18 protein-coding genes are annotated in these 21,341 nt (G+C 71.1%); 9 read left to right on the forward strand and 9 right to left on the reverse strand.

The annotated features are described in order from the left end of the window. Window positions 1-84: 84 nt before the first annotated feature. The 3 genes from ACFWA7_RS32830 to ACFWA7_RS32840 form a co-directional block, all read right to left on the reverse strand. Window positions 85-1,785, reverse strand: a complete 1,701-nt coding sequence (locus tag ACFWA7_RS32830) for a methylmalonyl-CoA mutase (protein WP_385549478.1) — start codon at window positions 1,783-1,785, stop codon at window positions 85-87. A 73-nt stretch (window positions 1,786-1,858) separates the two neighbouring features. Beyond that, entirely contained in the window at window positions 1,859-2,197 is a 339-nt protein-coding gene (locus ACFWA7_RS32835) for a DUF3817 domain-containing protein (RefSeq protein WP_385549475.1), read from the reverse strand. A gap of 209 nt (window positions 2,198-2,406) precedes the next feature. Continuing rightward, on the reverse strand, window positions 2,407-2,916 hold the full coding sequence (locus ACFWA7_RS32840; RefSeq protein WP_385549473.1) for a MarR family winged helix-turn-helix transcriptional regulator: 510 nt from the start codon (window positions 2,914-2,916) through the stop codon (window positions 2,407-2,409). Between the two features lie 160 nt (window positions 2,917-3,076). Here ACFWA7_RS32840 and ACFWA7_RS32845 point away from each other — a divergent pair, with 160 nt between their 5' ends. Then, a complete protein-coding gene (locus tag ACFWA7_RS32845; protein ID WP_385549470.1) occupies window positions 3,077-4,111 on the forward strand; it encodes a glycoside hydrolase family 6 protein in 1,035 nt (344 codons plus the stop codon). Window positions 4,112-4,153: 42 nt separating this feature from the next. On the opposite strand, the gene ACFWA7_RS32850 is transcribed toward ACFWA7_RS32845, so the two are convergent. The 4 genes from ACFWA7_RS32850 to ACFWA7_RS32865 all read right to left on the reverse strand — a co-directional run bounded on the left by ACFWA7_RS32850 (window position 4,154) and on the right by ACFWA7_RS32865 (window position 8,711). Then, complete coding sequence (locus ACFWA7_RS32850; RefSeq protein ID WP_385549467.1) at window positions 4,154-6,109, reverse strand: galactose oxidase-like domain-containing protein; 1,956 nt, start codon at window positions 6,107-6,109, stop codon at window positions 4,154-4,156. A gap of 3 nt (window positions 6,110-6,112) precedes the next feature. Then, a complete protein-coding gene (locus ACFWA7_RS32855) occupies window positions 6,113-7,909 on the reverse strand; it encodes a glycosyltransferase family 2 protein (protein WP_385549481.1) in 1,797 nt (598 codons plus the stop codon). 167 nt (window positions 7,910-8,076) lie between these two features. Next, the gene (locus ACFWA7_RS32860; protein ID WP_190090896.1) at window positions 8,077-8,370 is read right to left on the reverse strand and encodes an MTH1187 family thiamine-binding protein; all 294 of its coding nucleotides are present in this window, start codon (window positions 8,368-8,370) and stop codon (window positions 8,077-8,079) included. Then, window positions 8,367-8,711, reverse strand: coding sequence for a DUF3817 domain-containing protein (locus ACFWA7_RS32865; protein WP_385549464.1), 345 nt, complete (start codon window positions 8,709-8,711; stop codon window positions 8,367-8,369). The genes ACFWA7_RS32860 and ACFWA7_RS32865 overlap by 4 nt, the downstream gene beginning before the upstream one ends. A 166-nt stretch (window positions 8,712-8,877) precedes the next feature. Between ACFWA7_RS32865 and ACFWA7_RS32870 the strand changes: the two genes are divergently transcribed. The 4 genes from ACFWA7_RS32870 to ACFWA7_RS32885 all read left to right on the forward strand — a co-directional run bounded on the left by ACFWA7_RS32870 (window position 8,878) and on the right by ACFWA7_RS32885 (window position 11,579). After that, entirely contained in the window at window positions 8,878-9,516 is a 639-nt protein-coding gene (locus ACFWA7_RS32870; protein ID WP_101390180.1) for an AIM24 family protein, read from the forward strand. Continuing rightward, window positions 9,516-10,166 carry an AIM24 family protein gene (locus tag ACFWA7_RS32875; protein ID WP_385826728.1) on the forward strand — a complete coding sequence of 217 codons (651 nt, stop codon included), beginning with the start codon at window positions 9,516-9,518 and terminating at the stop codon, window positions 10,164-10,166. Before ACFWA7_RS32870 ends, ACFWA7_RS32875 begins: the two co-directional genes overlap by 1 nt. Then, window positions 10,163-10,945 (forward strand): AIM24 family protein, encoded by a 783-nt coding sequence (locus ACFWA7_RS32880; RefSeq protein ID WP_385826730.1) that lies wholly within the window; start codon window positions 10,163-10,165, stop codon window positions 10,943-10,945. Before ACFWA7_RS32875 ends, ACFWA7_RS32880 begins: the two co-directional genes overlap by 4 nt. A gap of 157 nt (window positions 10,946-11,102) precedes the next feature. Continuing rightward, entirely contained in the window at window positions 11,103-11,579 is a 477-nt protein-coding gene (locus tag ACFWA7_RS32885) for a MarR family winged helix-turn-helix transcriptional regulator (protein WP_385549456.1), read from the forward strand. 538 nt (window positions 11,580-12,117) lie between these two features. Here the strand turns inward: ACFWA7_RS32885 and meaB are convergent. Continuing rightward, window positions 12,118-13,074 carry a methylmalonyl Co-A mutase-associated GTPase MeaB gene (meaB, locus tag ACFWA7_RS32890; RefSeq protein WP_385548645.1) on the reverse strand — a complete coding sequence of 319 codons (957 nt, stop codon included), beginning with the start codon at window positions 13,072-13,074 and terminating at the stop codon, window positions 12,118-12,120. Window positions 13,075-13,126: 52 nt separating this feature from the next. After that, window positions 13,127-14,329 (reverse strand): acetyl-CoA C-acetyltransferase, encoded by a 1,203-nt coding sequence (locus ACFWA7_RS32895; protein ID WP_385548648.1) that lies wholly within the window; start codon window positions 14,327-14,329, stop codon window positions 13,127-13,129. 137 nt (window positions 14,330-14,466) lie between these two features. Between ACFWA7_RS32895 and mce the strand changes: the two genes are divergently transcribed. From mce to ACFWA7_RS32915, 4 genes are all read left to right on the forward strand, one after another. After that, window positions 14,467-14,895 carry a methylmalonyl-CoA epimerase gene (gene mce / locus ACFWA7_RS32900; protein WP_385548651.1) on the forward strand — a complete coding sequence of 143 codons (429 nt, stop codon included), beginning with the start codon at window positions 14,467-14,469 and terminating at the stop codon, window positions 14,893-14,895. A gap of 169 nt (window positions 14,896-15,064) precedes the next feature. Further along, entirely contained in the window at window positions 15,065-19,192 is a 4,128-nt protein-coding gene (gene scy, locus ACFWA7_RS32905) for a polarized growth protein Scy (protein ID WP_385826732.1), read from the forward strand. Window positions 19,193-19,305: 113 nt separating this feature from the next. Beyond that, window positions 19,306-20,244 carry a cellulose-binding protein gene (locus tag ACFWA7_RS32910; protein WP_385548657.1) on the forward strand — a complete coding sequence of 313 codons (939 nt, stop codon included), beginning with the start codon at window positions 19,306-19,308 and terminating at the stop codon, window positions 20,242-20,244. Between the two features lie 104 nt (window positions 20,245-20,348). Beyond that, the gene (locus tag ACFWA7_RS32915; RefSeq protein WP_385548660.1) at window positions 20,349-21,341 is read left to right on the forward strand and encodes an ABC transporter ATP-binding protein; all 993 of its coding nucleotides are present in this window, start codon (window positions 20,349-20,351) and stop codon (window positions 21,339-21,341) included.

A 21,341-nucleotide genomic window follows, 5' to 3' on the forward strand; every position in this document is an offset into this window, starting at 1 on the left:
CCCCTGGGTAGTTAGGGGCGCGGGGAACTGCGCGCTCAGCCACAGACGGCCCGCACGACGAAAGACGGCCCACTAAGGCGGCACCTAGAACCCCGCCGGCTCCACGTAGATGCCCCACTCATCACGCAGCACCCCACAGATCTCACCCAGCGTGGCCTCGGCCCGCACCGCGTCCAGCATGGGCGCGATCATGTTCGAGCCATCGCGCGCGGCGGCCAGCATCGCGTCCAGAGCCGCCCGCACGGCCGCCTCGTCCCGCCCCGCCTTGCGCCCCGCAAGAACCCGCACCTGCTCCCGCTCCACCTCATGGCTGACCCGCAGGATCTCCAGGTCACCGGTGACAGACCCGTGGTGGACGTTCACGCCCACGACCCGCTTGTCACCCTTCTCCAGGGACCGCTGGTACTCGAACGCCGACTCGGCGATCTCGCCGGTGAACCAGCCGTCCTCGATACCGCGCAGGATGCCGGAGGTGATCGGGCCGATCGGGTGCTTGCCGTCGGGGTGCGCCCGCGTCCCGCGCTCCTTGATCTGGTCGAAGATCTTCTCGGCCTCCGCCTCGATGCGGTCGGTGAGCTGCTCCACGTACCAGGCGCCGCCGAGCGGGTCGGCCACGTTGGCCACACCCGTCTCCTCCATCAGCACCTGCTGGGTGCGCAGCGCGATCTCGGCCGCCTGCTCGCTGGGCAGGGCGAGCGTCTCGTCCAGGGCGTTGGTGTGCAGCGAGTTGGTGCCGCCGAGGATCGCGGAGAGCGCCTCCACGGCCGTGCGCACCACGTTGTTGTACGGCTGCTGGGCGGTCAGCGAGACACCGGCCGTCTGGGTGTGGAAGCGCAGCCACTGCGCCTTGTCGGACTTCGCCCCGTACACCTCCTTCATCCAGCGGGCCCAGATCCGGCGCGCGGCGCGGAACTTGGCGATCTCCTCGAAGAAGTCGAGGTGCGCGTCGAAGAAGAAGGACAGGCCGGGCGCGAAGACATCCACGTCCAGGCCGCGCGAGAGACCCAGCTCCACGTACCCGAAGCCGTCGGCCAGGGTGTACGCCAGCTCCTGCGCGGCCGTCGCCCCGGCCTCGCGGATGTGGTAGCCGGAGACGGACAGCGGCTTGTAGGCGGGAATACCGGCCGCGCAGTGCTCCATCAGGTCGCCGATGAGGCGCAGGTGCGGCTCGGGCTGGAAGAGCCACTCCTTCTGCGCGATGTACTCCTTGAAGATGTCGGTCTGGAGCGTGCCGTTGAGGATGCCCGGGTCGACGCCCTGCCGCTCGGCGGCGACCAGGTACATGCAGAACACCGGCACGGCGGGACCGCTGATCGTCATCGACGTCGTGACGTCACCGAGCGGGATGTCCTGGAACAGGACCTCCATGTCGGCGGCCGAGTCGATGGCGACACCGCAGTGGCCGACTTCGCCCAGCGCGCGCGGGTCGTCGGAGTCGCGGCCCATCAGGGTCGGCATGTCGAAGGCGACGGAGAGGCCGCCGCCGCCCGCCGCGAGGATCATCTTGTAGCGCTCGTTGGTCTGCTCGGCGTTGCCGAACCCGGCGAACTGGCGGATGGTCCAGGTCCGGCCCCGGTAGCCGGTCGCGTGGAGACCTCGGGTGTACGGGTACTCGCCGGGCCATCCGATCCGCTCGAAGCCCTCGTAGGTGTCGCCGGGGCGGGGCCCGTAGACCGGGTCCACCGGGTCCCCGGAGAGCGTGGTGAAGTCCGCGTCCCGCTTGCGGGCCTTGTCGTAACGGGCCTGCCAGCGTCGGCGGCCTTCCTCGATGGCGTCAGCGTCCATACCCCCGAATTTACTAGGACGTCCTAGTAAATGTCGATGGCCAGCCGCCCACGGTTCTCCGTGGGCGGTGGGGTTACGCCTGGGCCGCGGCCGGCTCCGGGTCCGTGACCAGGGCCTCGACCTCGCGGGAGACCTTGCGCTCGACGAAGAAAGCAGCGGTGGGAATAGTGCCGGCGAGGAGCACCCAGAGCTGCTTGCCGACCGGCCACTTCGCCTTGGAGCCGAGGTCGAAGGCGCAGACGAGGTACAGGACGTACAGCCAGCCGTGCGCGATGCCCACGATCTTGGTGAAGTCGGCCGCGCCGTCCATGTCCAGCAGATACTTGGCGATCACGCCGAGGGTGAGCAGGACGAGGAGGACGCCGGTGACGTAAGCCATGATCCGGTAGCGGGTCAACACGCTCTTTTTCATACCTACGAGACTAACGGCCGCGCAGACGCGATCTCGCGTTGCCCTCCTGCGGGCCGGTGGGGGCTGGTCGCGCCCACGCGGCGGAGCCGCACAGTGTCACAGCCCCGCGCCCCTCAAATGGGCCCGGAGGGCCCTCCCAGGGGCGCGGGGAACTGCGCGACCAGCCCACGACAACCCGCAGCCGACCGGTCACACCGCGCGCCGAGCTCTCAAGCGCCCTCGAAATCACCCGCGGCCACCCGAAGCGGCCGCAGCAGCGCGAAGATCTCCCCGCACTCCTCCGCGTCGTAGGTGCCCAGCCCGAAGTCCATCTCCATAAGGTCCCGCGTCGCGTTCTCGACGACCTCGCGGCCCTTGTCCGTGATGGACGCCAGCGTGCCCCGCCCGTCATTGGGGTTGGGGCGCTTGTCGACGAGCCCCGAGCGCACCAGTCGGTCCACGGTGTTCGTCACCGAGGTGGGGTGGACCATCAGCCGCTCGCCGATCTTGGACATCGGCAGCTCACCCGCCTTGGAGAAGGTGAGCAGCACCAGCGCCTCGTACCGCGCGAAGGTCAGCCCGTACGGCTTGACGACCGCGTCGACCTCGGCGAGCAGGATCTGGTGCGCGCGCATGATCGAGGTGATCGCCCCCATGGAGGGGACCGGCCCCCAGCGCTGCTGCCAGAGTTCGTCGGCGCGGGCGATGGGGTCGAACGGGAGGCTGAGCGGCTTCGGCACGCATTGACCTTACCGACTGCTCACATGCCGGTCAGCCCCGTCTCACACTTCGGCCCGCACAGCTGCATCCACCCCGGCCCGTGGCGCTCCACTGCGGAGAGTGACCGATATGTCACGATTGTTGGCGTCCTGTGTACACCCTGTGACCCCAGGGAGCCGCATGTCCCGGCACGGAACCGTCCGGCACCGCGTCCTGCTCGCCGCCGCCCTGCTCACCGTGGCGGTCGGCTGCTCGGGCTCCCCCGACCCGGATCCCGGCGCCGCCTCGACCGCCGGCCGGCGTCACTCCACGGGCGAGGGCGCCGAACCGGCGCCCGGCGGGCCCTTCTGGGTCGACCCGGACAGCAGCGCCGCCAAGCAGATCAAGATCTGGGAGGCGCAGGGGCGTACCGCCGACGCCGAGGCGCTGCGGCGGATCGCGGACCGGCCGACGGCGGACTGGCCCGCGTGGGACAACCCGGGGCCCGGGATCCGCAAGGCCGTGGCGGGCGCCGCCAAGGACCAGCGCACGATCCTGCTCGTGGCGTACAACATCCCGCACCGCGACTGCGGCGGGCTCTCGGCGGGCGGCGCGGCGGACACGGCCGCGTACCGCGCCTGGTTCGGCATGTTCGCCGAGGCGATCGGGGACGCCAAGGCGATCGTGGTCCTGGAGCCGGACGCGGTGGCCCACATGGTCGACGGCTGCACCACGCCCGAGCACTGGGACGAGCGCTACCAGCTGCTCAACGAGGCGGTCGACCACTTCAAGAAGCTGCCGAACACCAAGGTCTACCTGGACGCGGGCAACCCGGCGTGGATCCCCGACCCAGCCAAGCTGGTCGAGCCGCTGGCCCGCGCCGGGGTCGCCCGGGCGGACGGGTTCGCGCTGAACGTCTCCAACTTCCAGACCGACGACGCCGTACGGGCGTACGGCACCAAGATCTCGCAGGGGCTCGGCGGCAAGCACTTCGTGATCGACACCAGCCGCAACGGGGCCGGGCCGCTGCCCGACGACCCCGGCCAGGCCTGGTGCAACCCGCCCGGCCGGGCCCTCGGCACACCGCCGACCACCAGCACCGGGGACCGCCGGCTCGACGCGTATCTGTGGATCAAGCGGCCCGGCGACTCGGACGGGACCTGCCGGGGCGGGCCCGCGGCGGGCGCCTGGTGGCCGGAATACGCCCTGGGCCTGGCCCGCCGCTCGACGGCGTGAAGCACTGGAGGCACAAGAGGCGCCAGTCGGTCACAAGAGGCGCTAGTCGGTCAACAGCCACTTCGCCTCGGACGGCGTGCCCTCCGCGTCCGTGACGAAGAGCATGTACCAGCCGGGCGGGACGAGGGCCTTGTCGCGCGGCACCTCGACCGTCACCGAGTTCCTGTCCTTGGTCAGGCGCACGTCGATCGAGCGCTGCTCGACGTCCGTGGTGTGGGTGACCGCGCTCGGCCGCATCAGCCGGGCCTTGGCGATCCGCTCGGGGTGGGCGGCGGGGAAGGTGGCGCGGCGGTCCTGGCCGACCGCCTGCGGGCCGTCGCCGAGGGCGGGACGCTTGTCCTTGTCCCGGTAGAGGTAGGGCGGGGTGTAGATCTCCATGCGCTGCTCGAACTTGCCGAGCTTGGTGTTGTCCTTGTCGCCGAAGAGCGAGTCGGAGCCGAAGGTGGCGACCCGGCCGTCGGGCAGCAGCAGCGCCTCCGAGTGGTAGTTGCGCCCGACCGTGGGGTCGGCGGCCTCGCGGAAGGCGTTGGCGGCGGGGTCGTAGAACTGGGCCTTGAGGATGTTGCTGGAGCCGCGGCCCCGGTAGTCCTCGGAGCCGCCGCTGGTGAAGACGGAGTCGTCGGGCAGGATCACGCTGTTGAGGTAGCGGGTGCCCTGCGGGAGCGTGGGTCCGGTCCTGAAGGCGGGGCTGTCCTGCTTGAGGTCGATCAGCGCGGTGCGGGGCGTGGACTTCTCGGACTCGCCGACCCCGCCGCCGCCCAGGAGCATGAACCTCTGGTCCTGGGCGGGCGGGAGCAGCAGCGAGCTGGCCGTTTCGAGCTGGTCGCCGTCGCCCAGGCCGTTGATCTTGGTGAAGGTGTTGGTGGCGATGTCCCACAGGCCCGGCTCGCGGCCCTTGTCGGCGGGCCCGTAGCCCGCGTTGGCGCCGGAGTAGAAGAGCTTGCCGCTCTTGGTGAGGAAGAGCGAGGGGTACGTGGGGAAGTACCGGAAGGGCCCCTTGGCCCACTTCTTCGTCCTGGGGTCGTAGATCTCGTTCTCGCCCGCGAGGATCGTGCCCACGTCGTCGAGCCCGGAGACGGCGAGGACCTTGCCGTCCTGGAGGGTGGTGAGCGTCGGGTACCAGCGGGCCTCCTGCATCGGGGCCACCGGTATGTACTTCTCCGCCTTCGGGTCGAACTCGTAGGCCGCCCGGATGCCCTGGAAGTCCTGCTTGTCCATGGTGATCTTCTCGGCGAGGCCGTACGTGTTGTCGGCGTCGTCGCCCTTGAGGCCCTCGATCTCGTACTGCGCCTGGTCGGTGGCCACGAACTCGGGGCCCTCGGCGGCGGCCTCCACGAAGACGCGGGCCTCGGCCGCGGTGACCTTGGTCTTCCACGGTTTCATCTGGCCGGTCGCGTAGTGGCCGACCACGAACTCACGTTTGGCCCGGGGCACGGTGACGTCGAACCTGGAGACGTACTCGACGCCCGCAGGGGAGCGGAACCTGGTGCCCTTCTTGATGGTGACGGGCTTGTCCGGGTTCTCGTTCTTGACCCGCATCCCGCCGCCGGCCCGCTTCACCTGGGCGTCCAGGACCTCGTAGCGCGCGGTGCCGCCCGCCACCAGGAGGCGGCCGTCGGGGAGCTGGGCGTGGCCGGAGCAGAAGAAGTCCTCGGGGGTGGGGACCTTCTTGAAGGTGTTGCCCTTCGGGTTCCACAGCACGGTGTCGAAGGAGCCGGCGTCGAACTTCTCCTGCTTGTTGCCGGACCCGGCGATGATCAGGACCTTGCCGGTGTGCAGCAGGGCCGCGTGGATCGCGTTGGTGCGGTACCTCGCAGGGATGTCGACGGTGTCCCAGGCGCCGTACCTGCGCATGTAGTCGGGTTGGCGGATCTGGTACGCGTGGTACTGCTCCTCGGCGAAGGTGAGCGCGGCCGGGGCGTTGAGACCGGCGAGCAGTACGACCGCGCCGGCGCCGAGGAGCGTCTTCTTGGTGCGCGGGGAGGGCCGGTAGGCCATGGCTCAGTTCCCTCCGGTCGTCGTGGCGGCCGGCGCGGCGGCGAGGGCGCCCTCCGCCCCCTCGGGCTCTGGAGACCGCGCCAGGGCCCGCCTCCTGGTGGCCGCGCGCTCGCGCCGGGCGGTCCAGGACCAGACGGCGACGGGGGCCAGCGCGATGGCGAGGGCCAGGACGGCCCAGGTCCGCATCGCCGCATGGGTGTGGCCGTAGTGGACCGAGGCGCCCAGCGACACGACGAGCACCGCGGCCCAGAAGAGGTGGATGCGGAAGGTCCACAGCCGGTCGGGGCTGGCCTCCCCGCCCTTGGGGGTGACGACGAACCGGCCGCGGGTGCGCAGCACCGCCGAGCCGAGCGACTTGAGGTAGATGGGCGCGGAGAGCGCGGACATCCCCATGCCGGCGAGCCCGCCGGAGCCCTGGGGTTCGTGGGGTGAGACGTTGTGGCGGCGGTTCCAGAGGTAGAGCCCGATCTGGAGGGCGGCCGCGTCGCTGTAGAGCATCAGCCAGACGGAGGCGGAGACCTGGGTGCCGGAGGCGCCGAACCAGAGGAACAGGACGCAGCTGACGATGCCGAGCAGCCAGTTGACGGCGGTCATCGGGTAGTAGACGAGCATCAGGGTGTACGAGAGGAGCCGCCCGGGCGGGACCCGGAACAGCGCCTTCCAGTACTGCTTGAGCAGCGTCTCGTACGTACCCCGCGACCAGCGCATCTGCTGGGTGAAGAAGTCGGTCCAGGACTCCGGGCCCTCGCCGACGGCGAGCACGTCCGGGGTGTAGACGGACCTCCAGAAGTGGCCGGTCCCGGGGTTCTTGCGGCGGTGCAGCTCGAAGCCGGTGGCCATGTCCTCGGTGATCGAGTCGTAGAGCCCGCCGACCTGGCGCAGGGCGGTGATCCGGACGATGTTGTTGGTGCCGACGAACATCGGGGCGCGGTAGCGGTTGCCGGCCCGCTGGATCAGCGCGTGGAAGAGGAACTGCTGGGACTCGGCGGCCTTGGTGACGGGCGAGTCGTAGTTCCCGTAGACCTGGGGGCCGACCACGAACGCGACGTCGGGGTCGCGGAAGTAGCCCATCATCCGCTCCAGGAAGTCGGGGAGCGGCACGTGGTCGGTGTCGACGGAGGCGAAGAAGTCGTAGCCCTCGCCGTGCATGGCGAGCCAGGCGTTGTAGTTGCCGTGCTTGGTACGGGCCTTGTGCGGGCCCTTCTTGCGGTTCCACTCGGGGACGCCGCTGCGGGTGAAGTGGCGCACCCCCAGCTCCTGGCAGAGCGCCTTGGCCCGTTCGTCGTCGCCCTCGTCCAGGAGCCAGACGTCGAGGGGGCCCGGGTGATGGAGGCGGACGGCGCCCTCCAGGGTGGCCCGGACCATGGCCATGGGCTCCTTGCCGGGCACCCAGGTGGTGAGGAAGGCGACCCGGGTGCCGGGTTCGGGGTACACCGGTATGGGGTCCCTGGCGACCATGGTGGCGTGCGCGATCGAGACGACGTTGGCGACCATGAAGAGCTCGATCAGGCCGATCGCCACGAGCATCGCGATGTCCAGCCCGACGAGCCACTCGTCCCCGCCCTCGCGCTCCACCCAGTGGGTCGGCCAGACCAGGTAGACCAGCAGGACCGCGGTGAGCACGGGTGCCAGCGTCATCAGGAGCACGGCGCGTATTCGGCGGGGTTCGGCGGAGAGGAGACTTCGGTACCGCACCCGGTAGGCCGACCGGTCCGGTTCCGTGAGCGGTCCGGCGAGCCGGCTGTGGGTCTCGTAGTCGTACTGCTCCGACGGACTCTTCGACCGCACTGTGCCCTCCAGCTGATCGAGTCAGGTAGATATCCCCACAGAAGTGGAGATTCTTCGACGTGTCGACTGGAGTACTCCGAGTGAGCGGTTCTTGTTCGAGCGGTTTGCGCCGGGTCGCGGCACGGAAGAGCCCCCGGTGCCGCACGGGGCGGCCGGGGGCTCGAACAGCGGCTCGGAGCTCAGGCGGAGAGGTGGCGCTCCACCGTCTCCACCTTGGAGGTGAGCCCGTCGGTGACGCCCGGACGGACGTCCGCCTTCAGGACGAGCGAGACGCGCGGGGCGCGGGCCTCGACGGCGGCGACGGCGCGCTTGACGACGTCCATCACCTCGTCCCACTCCCCCTCGATCGAGGTGAACATGGCGTCGGTCCGGTTCGGCAGCCCGGACTCGCGTACGACACGGACGGCGTCGGCGACGTACTCCCCCACGTCCTCGCCGACGCCGAGCGGGGTGACCGAGAAGGCGACGATCACGCTCCGACCACGCCTTCCTTGCGGGCGCGGGCGGCGATCAGGGCGTCCTCGGCCTGGCGCTTGAGCTTGCGCTCGGCCACGAAGCCGCCGAACGGCAGCACGGACAGGACGAAGTACAGGGCGGCGGTCCTCACCGGCCACTTCGCCTTGTTCCAGGCGTCGGCCCAGAAGATCACGTACAGGATGAAGAGGATGCCGTGGATCGCGCCCATCACCGGGACGGCGTTGACGTCGGTCGTCCGCTTCAGCACCGAGCACACGAGCAGCAGCAGGAAAGAGACGGCTTCCGGGGCCGAGACCAGCCGGAGGCGGTGGAGGGCGGATGCGGTCTTGATGTCCACGGGGGCACCTTCGGTGGGAGGGTCGGAGGGTGTTGCTTGTGAACGCAAGCACAAACGTCTCCATTGTGACATCGGCGGCGCCGGGATCTTGGCGGGGGTCCCCGCGGGCCGGTGCCCGGCACCCAAGGGCCTGGCCGGGCGGGGGCGGGGCCGCTAACGTCAGCGCGTGGCAACGTTCCGACTCCAAGGCAGCAAAGTGCTGGCCGTCGACATGACCGGGGACGCCGTCAAGGCGAAGAACGGCTCGATGGTCGCCTACGACGGCCAGATGGCCTTCAAGAAGATGTCCGGCGGCGGTGAGGGCATCCGCGGCATGGTGACCCGCCGCCTCACCGGCGAATCCATGACCGTGATGGAGGTGAAGGGCAACGGCACCTGCTACTTCGCCGACCGCGCCTCCGAGATCAACCTGGTCTCGCTCCAGGGCGACAAGCTCTGGGTCGAGGCGAGCAATCTGCTCGCCACCGACGCGGGGCTGCGCACCGGCACCACCTTCACCGGGCTGCGCGGCGCGACTCAGGGCAACGGCCTGTTCACGACCACGGTCGAGGGCCACGGCCAGGCGGCGATCGTCTCGGACGGCCCCGCCGTGGTGCTGCGGGTCTCCGCGCAGTACCCGCTGGCGGTCGACCCCGGCGCGTACATCGCCCACCAGGGCAACCTCCAGCAGCACTTCCAGTCCGGGGTGACCTTCCGCACCCTGCTCGGCGAGGGCTCGGGGGAGGCGTTCCAGATCCGCTTCGAGGGCGAGGGACTGGTGTACGTGCAGCCCAGCGAGCGCAACACGATCGGAGGGGACGTCTGATGCCCTTCCGCGAGATCAACTCCAAGATGGTCGAGGCCACGTTGGCGCCCGGCCAGAAGATGTTCAGCCAGCGCGGCGCGATGCTCGCGTACAAGGGTGAGGTGTCGTTCACGCCCAACATGCAGGGCGGCCAGGGCGGCCTGATGTCGATGATCGGCCGGCGGGTGGCCAACGAGGCGACGCCGCTGATGACCGTGGAGGGCAGCGGCACGGTGATGTTCGGCCACGGCGGCCACCACATCCAGGTCATCAACCTCGCCGGGGACACCCTGTGCGTGGAGGCGGACCGGCTGCTCGCCTTCGACGGCACCCTCCAGCAGGGCACGATGTTCATGGGCTCGCAGGGCGGCGTCATGGGCATGGTCCGGGGCCAGGTGACGGGTCAGGGCCTGTTCACCACGACGCTCAAGGGCCATGGCGCGGTCGCCGTGATGGCGCACGGCGGCGTGATCGAGCTGCCGATCACCCCGCAGCGCCCCGTCCATGTCGACCCGCAGGCGTACGTGGCCCACCACGGCGACGTACGCAACAAGCTGTCCACGGCACTGGGCTGGCGCGACATGGTGGGCCGGGGCTCGGGAGAGGCCTTCCAGCTCGAACTGTCGGGCAGCGGCGCGGTGTACGTCCAGGCCTCGGAGGAGAAGCTGTGAGCGGCCCGGTGATCTTCGACCCGCACTCGCTGCCGGCGGACGACAACGTCAACAAATACACCTTCTGCGTGGAGCTCAAATCGAGCCAGTGGTTCCTGCAGAAGGGCAAGATGATCGCCTACTACGGGCGCATCGAGTTCAACGGCATCGGCCACGGCCGCCTCGACCGGCTGCTGCGCACCAGCTTCCACTCGCCGCTGCACGCGAGCGACTGGGTGGTCGCGGACGGCTCCGGCAAGATGCTGCTCGCGGACCGGGCCTTCGACGTCAACTCGTACGACCTGGAGGACGGCAACCTCACCATCCGGGCCGGGAACCTGCTGGCCTACCAGCCGACGCTGGCGCTCAAGCAGTCGATCGTGCCGGGTTTCCTGACGCTGATCGGAACCGGGAAGTTCGTCGCGGCGTCCAACGGACCGGTGGTGTTCATGGAGCCGCCGATCCGGGTGGCCCCGCAGGCGCTGGTGGGCTGGGCGGACTGTCCGTCGCCCTGCCACCACTACGATCACGGCTATATGACGGGCGTACTGGGCGGAATCCGGTCACTGACGGGGCTCGGGGGGACGTCGGGCGAGGAGCACCAGTTCGAGTTCGTGGGCGCGGGTACGGTGCTGCTCCAGTCCACCGAGGTGCTGATGGCCGAGCCGATGACGGGGCAAGTGCCCGCGGAGCCGGGCGTTCCGGGCGGCGGGGTGCCGGCCGGGGCGGGCGGGGCGGCGGGTTCGGTACCGCGTCTTCCCGGCCAGCTCGGAGACCTCCAGCGTCGCTTCGGCCTGTGAGCGGTAGTCTGCGGAGTGTGACGTCGAACGCGTGCACCCTTGCCAGGCGCTGACCACGACCTGGGCTGGGTTGCTGACGCGCCCTTGTGCCGGTGCGTGCGGGGCGTCACATTCCCAGGCTTCGTTCAGAATTCAACTTCTTAGGTAGAATCCACATATGGAGACCGAGACGGCCACCAACTGGCTGACCGATAGCGAGCAGTGCGCCTGGCGTACCTATCTGGACGTCAACAGGATGCTGACGCACCAGATGGAAAAGGACCTGCAGCCGTTCGGCCTGACCAACAACGACTACGAGATCCTGGTCAACCTCTCGGAGGCCGAGGGGCAGCGGCTGCGCATGAGCGACCTCGCCGCCGCGACCCTTCAGTCCAAGAGCCGCCTTTCGCACCAGATCACGCGGATGGAGAACGCGGGTCTGGTCCGCCGGGAGAACTGCGAGTCCGACCGGCGGGGGCTGTTCGCGGTGTTGACCGACGCGGGGGTGGAGACGATGGGGAAGGTGGCGCCGCACCATGTGGCGTCGGTGCGCAAGCACTTCATCGACTTGCTGTCGAGTGAGGCGCTGTCGGAGCTGCGGGCGTCTTTGACGCCGGTGGCGGAGCACTTGCGCGGCCACCGCGGCAAGCTCTGAGGGTTGCCCCACCCCGCCCCTTCACCTAAACCCTCCGGGGGCGGGTGGAGGTGGGTTTCCCGGGGGCTGCGCCCCCGGACCCCTGGGCGGGACTGCGCCCCTGCACCCGCTCTGCGGGGCCTGCGGCCCCGGCACCCCGCTTAGGGGGCTCCGCCCCGCCCCCGTTCGCCTGCGGGCTGTGTGTGGCTGGTCGCGCAGTTCCCCGCGCCCCTAAAGGCACCTCCCGCCCCTCCGGCGTGCAAGGAGCGGCGCCGGGCAAATTCAGGCCCTCCAGCGTGAAACGAGCGGGCCCCGGCAAAATCAGTCCCTCCGGCGTTTGAGGAGCGGGGTCCGGGGCGGAGCCCCGCAGCCCACCCACGCCCGGTGCCGGGCCGGGGTCCGGGGCCGGAGCCCCGAAAGCGGGGTGCAGGGGCCGCAGGCCCCGCAAAGGGAGTCCGGGGGCCCCGCAAAGGGAGTCCGGGGGCGCAGCCCCCGGGAAACCACCTCAACCAGCCACCCACCCCCGGAGGGTTTAGGTGAAGGGGCGGGGTGGGGCCGACTACTCGCCCGTGAGTCCCGCCACCAGCTCGTCCGCCGCCGCGTACGGGTCCAGCTCGCCGGCGATGATGCGGGACGCCAGCGCGTCCAGGCGGCGGTCGCCGTGGAGGTCGCCGATGCGTTCGCGCAGGGCCGTGACCGCGATCGTCTCGACCTCTCGCGCCGCGCGGGCCAGGCGCCGCTCCCCCAGCACCCCCCGCTCCGCCATCCACGCGTGGTGCTTCTCCAGCGCCTCCACGAGTTCGTCGATGCCCTCGGACCGGGCCGCCACCGTCTTGACGATGGGCGGGCGCCAGTCGCCCGCACCGCGCGCCTCGCCAAGCCCCAGCATGTGGTTGAGCTCGCGCGCGGTCGCGTCCGCGCCGTCGCGGTCGGCCTTGTTGACGACGTATACGTCGCCGATCTCCAGGATTCCCGCCTTCGCCGCCTGGATGCCGTCGCCCATGCCGGGGGCGAGCAGGACCACCGACGTGTCCGCCTGGGAGGCGATCTCGACCTCCGACTGGCCGACGCCGACCGTCTCCACGAGGATCACCTCGCAGCCCGCCGCGTCCAGGACGCGGATCGCCTGCGGGGCCGACCAGGCGAGGCCGCCCAGGTGCCCCCGGGTGGCCATCGAGCGGATGTAGACGCCGGGGTCGGAGGCATGGTCCGACATACGGACCCGGTCGCCGAGCAGGGCGCCGCCGGAGAACGGCGAGGAGGGATCGACCGCGAGGACCCCGACCCGCTTCCCCGCCCGCCGGTACGCCGTGACCAGCGCCGACGTCGATGTCGACTTGCCGACACCCGGCGAGCCCGTGAGGCCCACCACGTACGCCCCGCCGGTCAGCGGAGCCAACTGCGCCATCACCTCGCGCAGTTGCGGGGACGCCCCCTCGACCAGCGAGATCAGCCGGGCCACGGCGCGCGGCCGGCCCTCTCTCGCCTGTGCCACCAGTTCGGGGACGTCCACCATTGCCGCTCCGTTCGGTTCGGGGATCAGTGCGTACGTACAGCGGGAGCGGTGCCTACTTGCCCGGGACCTTGATGATCAGGGCGTCGCCCTGGCCGCCGCCGCCGCACAGCGCCGCCGCACCCGTACCGCCGCCGCGGCGCTTGAGCTCCAGCGCCAGGTGGAGCACCACGCGCGCGCCCGACATCCCGATGGGGTGGCCCAGGGCGATCGCGCCACCGTTGACGTTCACCTTTTCCGGGGAGACGCCGAGGTCCTTCATTGACTGGACCGCGACCGCCGCGAACGCCTCGTTGATCTCGATGAGGTCGAGGTCCTCGACGCCGATGCCCTCCTTGCCCAGGGCGTGCTTGATGGCGTTGGACGGCTGCGACTGGAGGGAGTTGTCGGGGCCCGCCACATTGCCGTGGGCGCCGATCTCCGCGATCCACTCCAGGCCCAGCTCCTCGGCCTTCGCCTTGGACATGACCACGACCGCGGCCGCGCCGTCCGAGATCTGCGAGGAGGTACCGGCCGTGATCGTGCCGTCCTTGGCGAAGGCCGGGCGCAGCTTGCCGAGGGACTCGGCGGTGGTCTCCGCGCGGATGCCCTCGTCCTTGGCGAAGATCACCGGCTCGCCCTTGCGCTGCGGGATCTCGACCGGGGTGATCTCGGCCTCGAACAGCCCGTTCTTCTGGGCGGCGGCGGCGCGCTGGTGGGAGAGCGCCGCGATCTCGTCCTGCGGGGCGCGCTCGATGCCCAGACGGGTGTTGTGCTTCTCGGTGGACTCGCCCATGGCGATGTTCTCGAAGGCGTCGGTCAGACCGTCGTACGCCATCGCGTCGAGCATCTCGATCGCGCCGTACTTGTAGCCCTCGCGCGACTTCGGCAGCAGGTGCGGCGCGTTGGTCATCGACTCCTGGCCGCCGGCCACCACCACGTCGAACTCGCCGGCGCGGATCAGCTGGTCGGCGAGCGCGATGGCGTCGAGGCCCGAGAGACAGACCTTGTTGATCGTGAGCGCCGGGACGCTCATCGGGATGCCGGCCTTGACGGCCGCCTGGCGGGCCGGGATCTGGCCCGCACCGGCCTGGAGCACCTGGCCCATGATCACGTACTGGACCTGGTCGCCGCCGATGCCGGCCCGGTCGAGCGCGGCCTTGATGGCGACGCCGCCGAGGTCGGCGCCCGAGAAGGACTTGAGGGAGCCGAGCAGTCGGCCCATGGGCGTGCGGGCGCCCGCGACGATCACTGAGGTGGTACCGGTCGTTCCAGACATGAGGCACGGCCCCTAGGGATGAGGAGTGAACGAGGGTTTACTTTGAATGTACTGAGCGGTACGCGGCGGCGTCACCGGCCAGCCGGTGTGATCGCGCGCACGTTGCGTAACCACCTCCGGGGCGCTGCACTGGTCCCATGCTGACGCGCATCGACCACATCGGGATCGCCTGTTTCGACCTCGACAAGACCGTCGAGTTCTATCGTGCTACGTACGGATTCGAGGTGTTCCACTCCGAGATCAACGAGGAGCAGGGCGTTCGGGAGGCCATGCTCAAGATCAACGGTACTTCCGACGGCGGCGCCTCCTACCTCCAGCTCCTGGAGCCCACCCGGGAGGACTCCGCGGTCGGGAAATGGCTGGCCAAGAACGGTGAGGGCGTCCACCACATCGCCTTCGGCACCGCCGACGTCGACGGGGACGCCGAGGCCATCCGCGGCAAGGGCGTCCGGGTCCTCTACGACGAGCCGCGCACCGGCTCGATGGGGTCCCGCATCACGTTCCTGCACCCCAAGGACTGCCACGGTGTACTGACCGAACTGGTCACCTCGGCAGGAGAGCACTGACCCCGGCATTCCGGGGCCGGTACAGTGGGCGGTTCCGGGCCGGGGTCGGGTCGGGGCCTGGGACCCACGCCCCCTTGTCGATCTGACACCATTCACCGGGGGCCCGTCCGTCGTCGGACGGTGCTCGTACGGGCAGTGTTCGCGACCAGGGGACGGATGGGACCGCGCAGTGCGGGGCTACGAACGCCAGGACAGCCACCGGCCTGACGACCACCTCTCGCGGTTCGAGGCCGAGATGGACCGGCTGAAGACCGAGCGGGAGAAGGCCGTCCAGCACGCCGAGGACCTCGGTTACCAGGTCGAGGTGCTGCGCGCCAAGCTGCACGAGGCGCGCCGCAACCTCGCGATGCGCCCTGCCTACGATGCCGCGGACATCGGCTACCAGGCCGAACAGCTGCTGCGCAACGCGCAGATGCAGGCCGAGCAGCTGCGCACGGACGCCGAGCGCGAGCTGCGCGACGCCCGTGCCCAGACCCAGCGCATCCTCCAGGAACACGCCGAGCACCAGGCCCGGCTCCAGGCCGAGCTGCACACGGAGGCGGTCACCCGCCGCCAGCGGCTCGACCAGGAGCTGGCCGAGCGGCGTGCGACCGTCGAGTCGCACGTCAACGAGAACGTGGCGTGGGCGGAGCAGCTGCGGGCGCGGACCGAGGCGCAGGCCCGGCGCCTGCTCGAAGAGTCGCGTGCCGAGAGCGAGGCGGCGCTGGCCGCCGCCCGCGCGGAGGCCGCCCGGATCGCCGAGGAGGCCAGGCAACGGCTCGGCTCCGAGGCCGAGTCGGCCCGTACGGAAGCCGAAGCGATCCTGCTGCGCGCCCGCAAGGACGCCGAGCGGCTCCTCAACGCCGCCTCCAACCAGGCCCAGGAGGCCACCTCCCACGCCGAGCAGCTGCGCTCGTCCACCACCGCCGAGTCCGACCAGGCGCGCCAGCAGGCGGCCGAGCTGAGCCGGGCCGCCGAGCAGCGGATGCAGGAGGCCGAGTCGGCGCTGCGCGAGGCGCGCGCCGAGGCCGAGAAGGTGCTGGCCGAGGCGAAGGAGTCGGCGGCCAAGCAGCTCGCGGGCGCCGAGTCCGCCAACGAGCAGCGCACCCGTACCGCCAAGACCGAGATCGCCCGGCTCGTCGCCGAGGCGACCAAGGACTCCGAGGCGCTCAAGTCGGAGGCCGAGCAGGCGCTCGCCGACGCGCGCGCCAAGGCCGAGGGGCTGGTCTCCGAGGCCGCCGAGAAGGCCCGTACCAGCGCGGCCGAGGACACCGCCGCCCAGCTCGCCAAGGCCGCCCGGGCCGCCGAGGAGGTGCTCACCAAGGCGTCCGCGGACGCCCAGGAGACCACCCGCAAGGCGGCGGCGGAGGCCGAGCGCATCCGCCGTGAGGCCGACGCCGAGGCGGACCGGCTGCGTTCGCAGGCCGAGGAGCGGGCCGACCAGCTCAAGGGCGCGGCCAAGGACGACACCAAGGAGTACCGGGCCAAGACGGTCGAGCTGCAGGAGGAGGCGCGCAGGCTGCGCGGCGAGGCCGAGCAGCTGCGGGCCGAGGCGGTCGCCGAGGGCGAGCGCATCCGCGGCGAGGCCCGCCGCGAGGGCGTCCAGCAGATCGAGGAGGCGGCCAGGACCGCCGAGGAGCTGCTGACCAAGGCGAAGGCCGACGCGGAGGAGCTGCGCACCTCCGCCGGGGCGGAGTCGGAGCGGGTCCGCGGCGAGGCCATGGAGCGCGCGACGACGCTGCGCAAGCAGGCCGAGGAGACCCTGGAGCGCACCCGGGCCGAGGCCGAGCGGCTGCGCGCGGAGGCCGAGGAGCAGGCCGAGGCCGTCAGGACGGCCGCCGAGCAGGCTTCCGCCAAGCTGCGTGCGGAGACCGAGCGGGCCGTCGCCGCCCGCCAGGCGGACGCCGCCGACGAGTTGACGCGGCTGCACACCGAGGCCGAGCAGCGGCACGTCTCCGCCGAGCAGGCGCTGACCGAGGCGCGCGGCGAGAGCGAGCGGATCCGGCGCGAGGCCGCCGAGGAGACCGAGCGGCTCCGTGCGGAGGCCGCCGAGCGCGTCCGTACGCTCCAGGCGCAGGCCGAGCAGGAGGCCGAGCGGCTGCGCACCGAGGCGGCCGCCGACTCCTCGACCGCCCGCGCCGAGGCGGAGGGCGCGGCCGTACGGCTGCGGTCCGAGGCGGCCGCGGAGGCCGAGCGCCTCAAGTCCGAGGCGCAGGAGACCGCCGACCGGATGCGCGCGGAGGCCGCGGCCGCCGCCGAGCGGGTGGGCGCCGAGGCCGCGGAGGCACTCGCCGCCGCCCAGGAGGAGGCCGCGCGCCGGCGCCGCGAGGCGGAGGAGACGCTGGACTCGGCGCGTACCGAGGCCGGTTCGGAGCGGGCGCAGGCCCGCGAGCAGAGCGAGGAGCTGCTGGCCTCCGCCCGTAAGCGGGTGGAGGAGGCGCAGGCCGAGGCGCAGCGGCTCGGCGAGGAGGCCGACCGGCGCGCCACCGAGCTGGTGGCGGCCGCCGAGCAGACCGCCCAGCAGGTGCGGGACTCGGTGTCGGGGCTGCGCGAGGAGGCCGAGCAGGAGATCGCCGGGCTGCGCTCGACGGCCGAGCACGTGGCGGAGCGTACGAAGACGGAGGCGCAGGAGGAGGCGGACCGGCTCCGCGCCGACGCGCACGCCGAGCGCGAGCGCGCCGCGGAGGACGCCCAGCGCGTCCGCACCCGGGCGCGGGAGGAGGCGGAGGCCGCCAGGGAGCTGGCCGAGCGGACCGTCGCGGACGCCATCGCCGAGGCGGACAAGGCGCGTTCGGACGCGTCGGAGTACGCGCAGCGGATGCGCACCGAGGCCTCCGACGCGCTGGCCTCGTCCGAGCAGGACGCCTCGCGCACCCGGGCGGACGCCCGCGAGGACGCCAACCGCATCCGGAACGACGCCGCGAGCCAGGCCGACCGTCTGGTCACCGAGGCGACCAAGGAGGCCGAGCGGCTCGCCGCCGAGTCGACGGCCACGGCCGAGCGTCTGGTGGCGGAGGCTCAGCAGTTGCGCGACGAGGGCCAGTCGGAGCACGACCGGCTGCTCGCGGAGGCCACCGCCCACGCCGAGCGCACCACGTCCGACGCCGACACATACGCGGAGCTGGTCACCACCGAGGCGCGCGCCGACGCCGGTTCGACCCTGGCGGCCGCGGCCGCCGAGGCCGAGCAGAAGGTCAACGAGGCGCGCGAGCAGGCCGAACAGACGCTCGCCGAGGCGCGTACGGAGGCGGAGCGGCTGCTCGACGAGGCCCGCCAGGCCGCCGACAAGCGCCGTGCGGACGCGGCCGGGCAGGCGGACAACCTCATCGCCGAGGCGAGCAGCGAGGCCGAGCGGGTGCTCACCGAGGCGAACGGGGAGGCGGAGCGGCTGCGCGCCGAGGCCGCCGAGACCGTGGGCTCCGCCCAGCGGGCCGCCGAGCGGATCCGCGCGGAGGCCGAGAAGAGCCGCGCCCGGACCGAGGAGGCCGCGGAGAAGATCCGCACCGAGGCCCGCGAGGAGTCCGACCGGCTGCTCGACGAGGCGCGTACGGCGGCGGCCAAGCGCCGTTCGGACGCGGCCGAGCAGGCGGACCAGCTCATCGCCAAGGCCCAGGAGGAGGCGCTGCTCGCGGCCACACTGGCCGAGGAGCAGGCCGACACGATGGTCGGCGCGGCCCGCAAGGAGGCCGAGCGGATCGTCGCCGAGGCGACCGTGGAGGGCAACTCCCTGGTGGAGAAGTCCCGTACGGACGCGGACGAGCTGCTGGCCGGGGCGCGCGCGGACGCGACGGCCATCAGGGAGCGCACCGAGGAGGTGCGCGCGCGGACCGAGTCGGAGATCGAGGAACTGCACGAGCGGGCCCGGCGGGAGAGCGCCGAGCAGATGAAGACGGCGGGCGAGCGCGTCGACAAGCTGGTCACGGCCGCCACCGAGCAGACGACGCAAGCCCAGGCGAAGGCCAAACAGCTTCTTTCGGACGCCAGCTCCGAGGCGAGCAAGGTGCGCATCGCAGCCGTGAAGAAGGCCGAGGCGCTGCTCAAGGAGGCGGAGGCCAAGAAGGCCGAGCTGATCCGCGAGGCGACGAAGCTGCGCGACGACGCGGCGGCGGAGGCCCGGCGCACGGTCGACGAGGGCAAGCACGAGCTGGACGTGCTGGTCCGGCGCCGTGCGGACATCAACGCCGAGATCTCCCGTGTCCAGGACGTACTTGAGGCGTTGGAATCTTTCGAGACACCGTCCTCCGGCGGCAAGGAGGCGGCCAAGGCGGGTGCGGCGGCCGGTGGAACCCGTTCGAGTGGCAAGTCTTCGGAGGGGTAGCCACTCAAAAGGCTGGACATTCTCCAGATCAAACGGGCATACGCTCGATGACACGCCGCCTGGGCCCCTAGGATTCCCCTATCACCTCACCGGTCTCATTCGACAGGAACCCCATGAGCGACACTTCCTCCCCCTTCGGCTTCGAGCTCGTGCGGCGTGGTTACGACCGCGGTCAGGTGGACGACCGCATTACCAAGCTCGTCGCCGACCGTGACAGCGCTCTGGCACGGATCACTTCTCTGGAAAAGCGCATCGAGGAACTGCACCTCGAAACGCAGAACGCCCAGGCCCAGGTGAGCGACGCGGAGCCGTCGTACGCGGGCCTCGGCGCGCGGGTCGAGAAGATCCTGCGTCTCGCCGAGGAAGAGGCGAAGGACCTGCGCGAGGAGGCCCGCCGCGCTGCCGAACAGCACCGCGAGCTGGCCGAGTCGGCGGCCCAGCAGGTGCGCAACGACGCTGAATCGTTCGCCGCCGAGCGCAAGTCGAAGGCGGAGGACGAGGGCGTCCGGATCGTCGAGAAGGCGAAGGGTGACGCCTCCACGCTGCGCTCCGAGGCGCAGAAGGACGCGCAGTCCAAGCGCGAGGAGGCGGACGCCCTCTTCGAGGAGACCCGCGCCAAGGCCGCCCAGGCCGCCGCGGACTTCGAGACGAACCTCGCCAAGCGCCGCGAGCAGTCCGAGCGCGACCTGGCGTCGCGTCAGGCCAAGGCGGAGAAGCGTCTCGCCGAGATCGAGCACCGCGCCGAGCAGCTGCGCCTGGAGGCCGAGAAGCTGCGTACGGACGCGGAGCGCCGGGCCCGTCAGACGGTCGAGACGGCCCAGCGCCAGGCCGAGGACATCGTGGCGGACGCCAACGCCAAGGCCGACCGCATCCGTTCGGAATCCGAGCGCGAGCTGGCGGCGCTCACCAACCGCCGCGACTCGATCAACGCGCAGCTGACCAACGTCCGCGAGATGCTGGCGACCCTCACGGGTGCGGCGGTCGCGGCGGCCGGCTCCCCGGTCGACGACGAGCCCGTCTCGCGCGGCGTCCCGGCGCAGCAGTCCCGCTAGTCCCGTTGGTGCCGCAGCTCCTCCCCCGTGGGCTGCGTTCGTACGGTCGAGAGCCCCTCGCCACTCCGGTGGCGGGGGGCTTTGTCCGCCTTTAGCGTGGCGGCATGATCGAGCTAGCCGGTCTCACCAAGCGCTTCGGCTCCAAGACCGCGGTCGACGACCTGTCGTTCCAGGTCAGACCAGGTGTGGTGACCGGCTTCCTGGGCCCCAACGGCGCCGGCAAGTCCACCACCATGCGCATGATGCTCGATCTCGACAACCCGACCAGCGGCACCGTGCACATCGACGGCCGGCACTACCGCGACCTCGACGAGCCGCTGAAGTACATCGGCGCGCTGCTCGACGCCAAGTCGATGCACGGCGGCCGCAGCGCCTACAACAACCTGCTGTGCCTGGCGCAGTCGAACCGGATCCCTCGGCGCCGGGTCGCGGAGGTGCTGGACACGGTCGGTCTGACGGCCGTGGCGAAGAAGAAGTCGAAGGGGTTCTCGCTCGGCATGGGCCAGCGCCTCGGAATCGCCTCCGCGCTGCTCGGCGACCCCGAGATCCTGATGTTCGACGAACCCGTCAATGGTCTGGACCCCGAGGGAATTCACTGGATCCGCAATCTCATGAAAGCCCTCGCGGCGGAGGGCAGAACGATCTTCGTCTCGTCTCACCTGATGAGCGAAATGGCGCTGACGGCGGATCATTTGATCGTCATCGGCCAGGGCCGACTGCTCGCCGATACATCGATGGCGGATTTCATTCGGCAGAATTCACGGAGTTTCGTACGGCTGCGCTCACCGCAATGGGAACACCTGCTCGATGTGCTGGCGCGGGCCGGGGTCCCCGTGACCCAGGCCGCCGACGGCGCCCTGGAGATCGAGAACGGCAGGATCGAGCGGCTCGGCGAGCTGGCCGCGCAGTACCAGATCGTGCTGCACGAGCTCTCCGGCCAGCAGGCCTCGCTGGAGGAGGCGTTCATGCAGATGACGGCGGGGTCGGTGGAGTACCACGCGCACTCGGACACCGGCCACGGGCCGCCCCCGGCGCCCGCCGCGAACTGGGGCGAGAGCTACCGGGCGAAGACCCGGGGCGACGGAGAGGGGGTCTGA

The sequence above is a fragment of the Streptomyces sp. NPDC059994 genome, assembly GCF_042737755.1.
GTDB lineage: Bacteria > Actinomycetota > Actinomycetes > Streptomycetales > Streptomycetaceae > Streptomyces.

Coding starts and splice junctions, on each gene's coding strand:
- ACFWA7_RS32830 (WP_385549478.1), bottom strand. CDS start 1,785: ATGGACGCTGACGCCATCGAGGAAGGCCGCCGACGCTGGCAGGCCCGT.
- ACFWA7_RS32835 (WP_385549475.1), bottom strand. CDS start 2,197: ATGAAAAAGAGCGTGTTGACCCGCTACCGGATCATGGCTTACGTCACC.
- ACFWA7_RS32845 (WP_385549470.1), top strand. CDS start 3,077: ATGTCCCGGCACGGAACCGTCCGGCACCGCGTCCTGCTCGCCGCCGCC.
- ACFWA7_RS32850 (WP_385549467.1), bottom strand. CDS start 6,109: ATGGCCTACCGGCCCTCCCCGCGCACCAAGAAGACGCTCCTCGGCGCC.
- ACFWA7_RS32875 (WP_385826728.1), top strand. CDS start 9,516: ATGCCCTTCCGCGAGATCAACTCCAAGATGGTCGAGGCCACGTTGGCG.
- ACFWA7_RS32885 (WP_385549456.1), top strand. CDS start 11,103: ATGGAGACCGAGACGGCCACCAACTGGCTGACCGATAGCGAGCAGTGC.
- meaB (WP_385548645.1), bottom strand. CDS start 13,074: ATGGTGGACGTCCCCGAACTGGTGGCACAGGCGAGAGAGGGCCGGCCG.
- ACFWA7_RS32895 (WP_385548648.1), bottom strand. CDS start 14,329: ATGTCTGGAACGACCGGTACCACCTCAGTGATCGTCGCGGGCGCCCGC.
- mce (WP_385548651.1), top strand. CDS start 14,467: ATGCTGACGCGCATCGACCACATCGGGATCGCCTGTTTCGACCTCGAC.
- ACFWA7_RS32910 (WP_385548657.1), top strand. CDS start 19,306: ATGAGCGACACTTCCTCCCCCTTCGGCTTCGAGCTCGTGCGGCGTGGT.
- ACFWA7_RS32915 (WP_385548660.1), top strand. CDS start 20,349: ATGATCGAGCTAGCCGGTCTCACCAAGCGCTTCGGCTCCAAGACCGCG.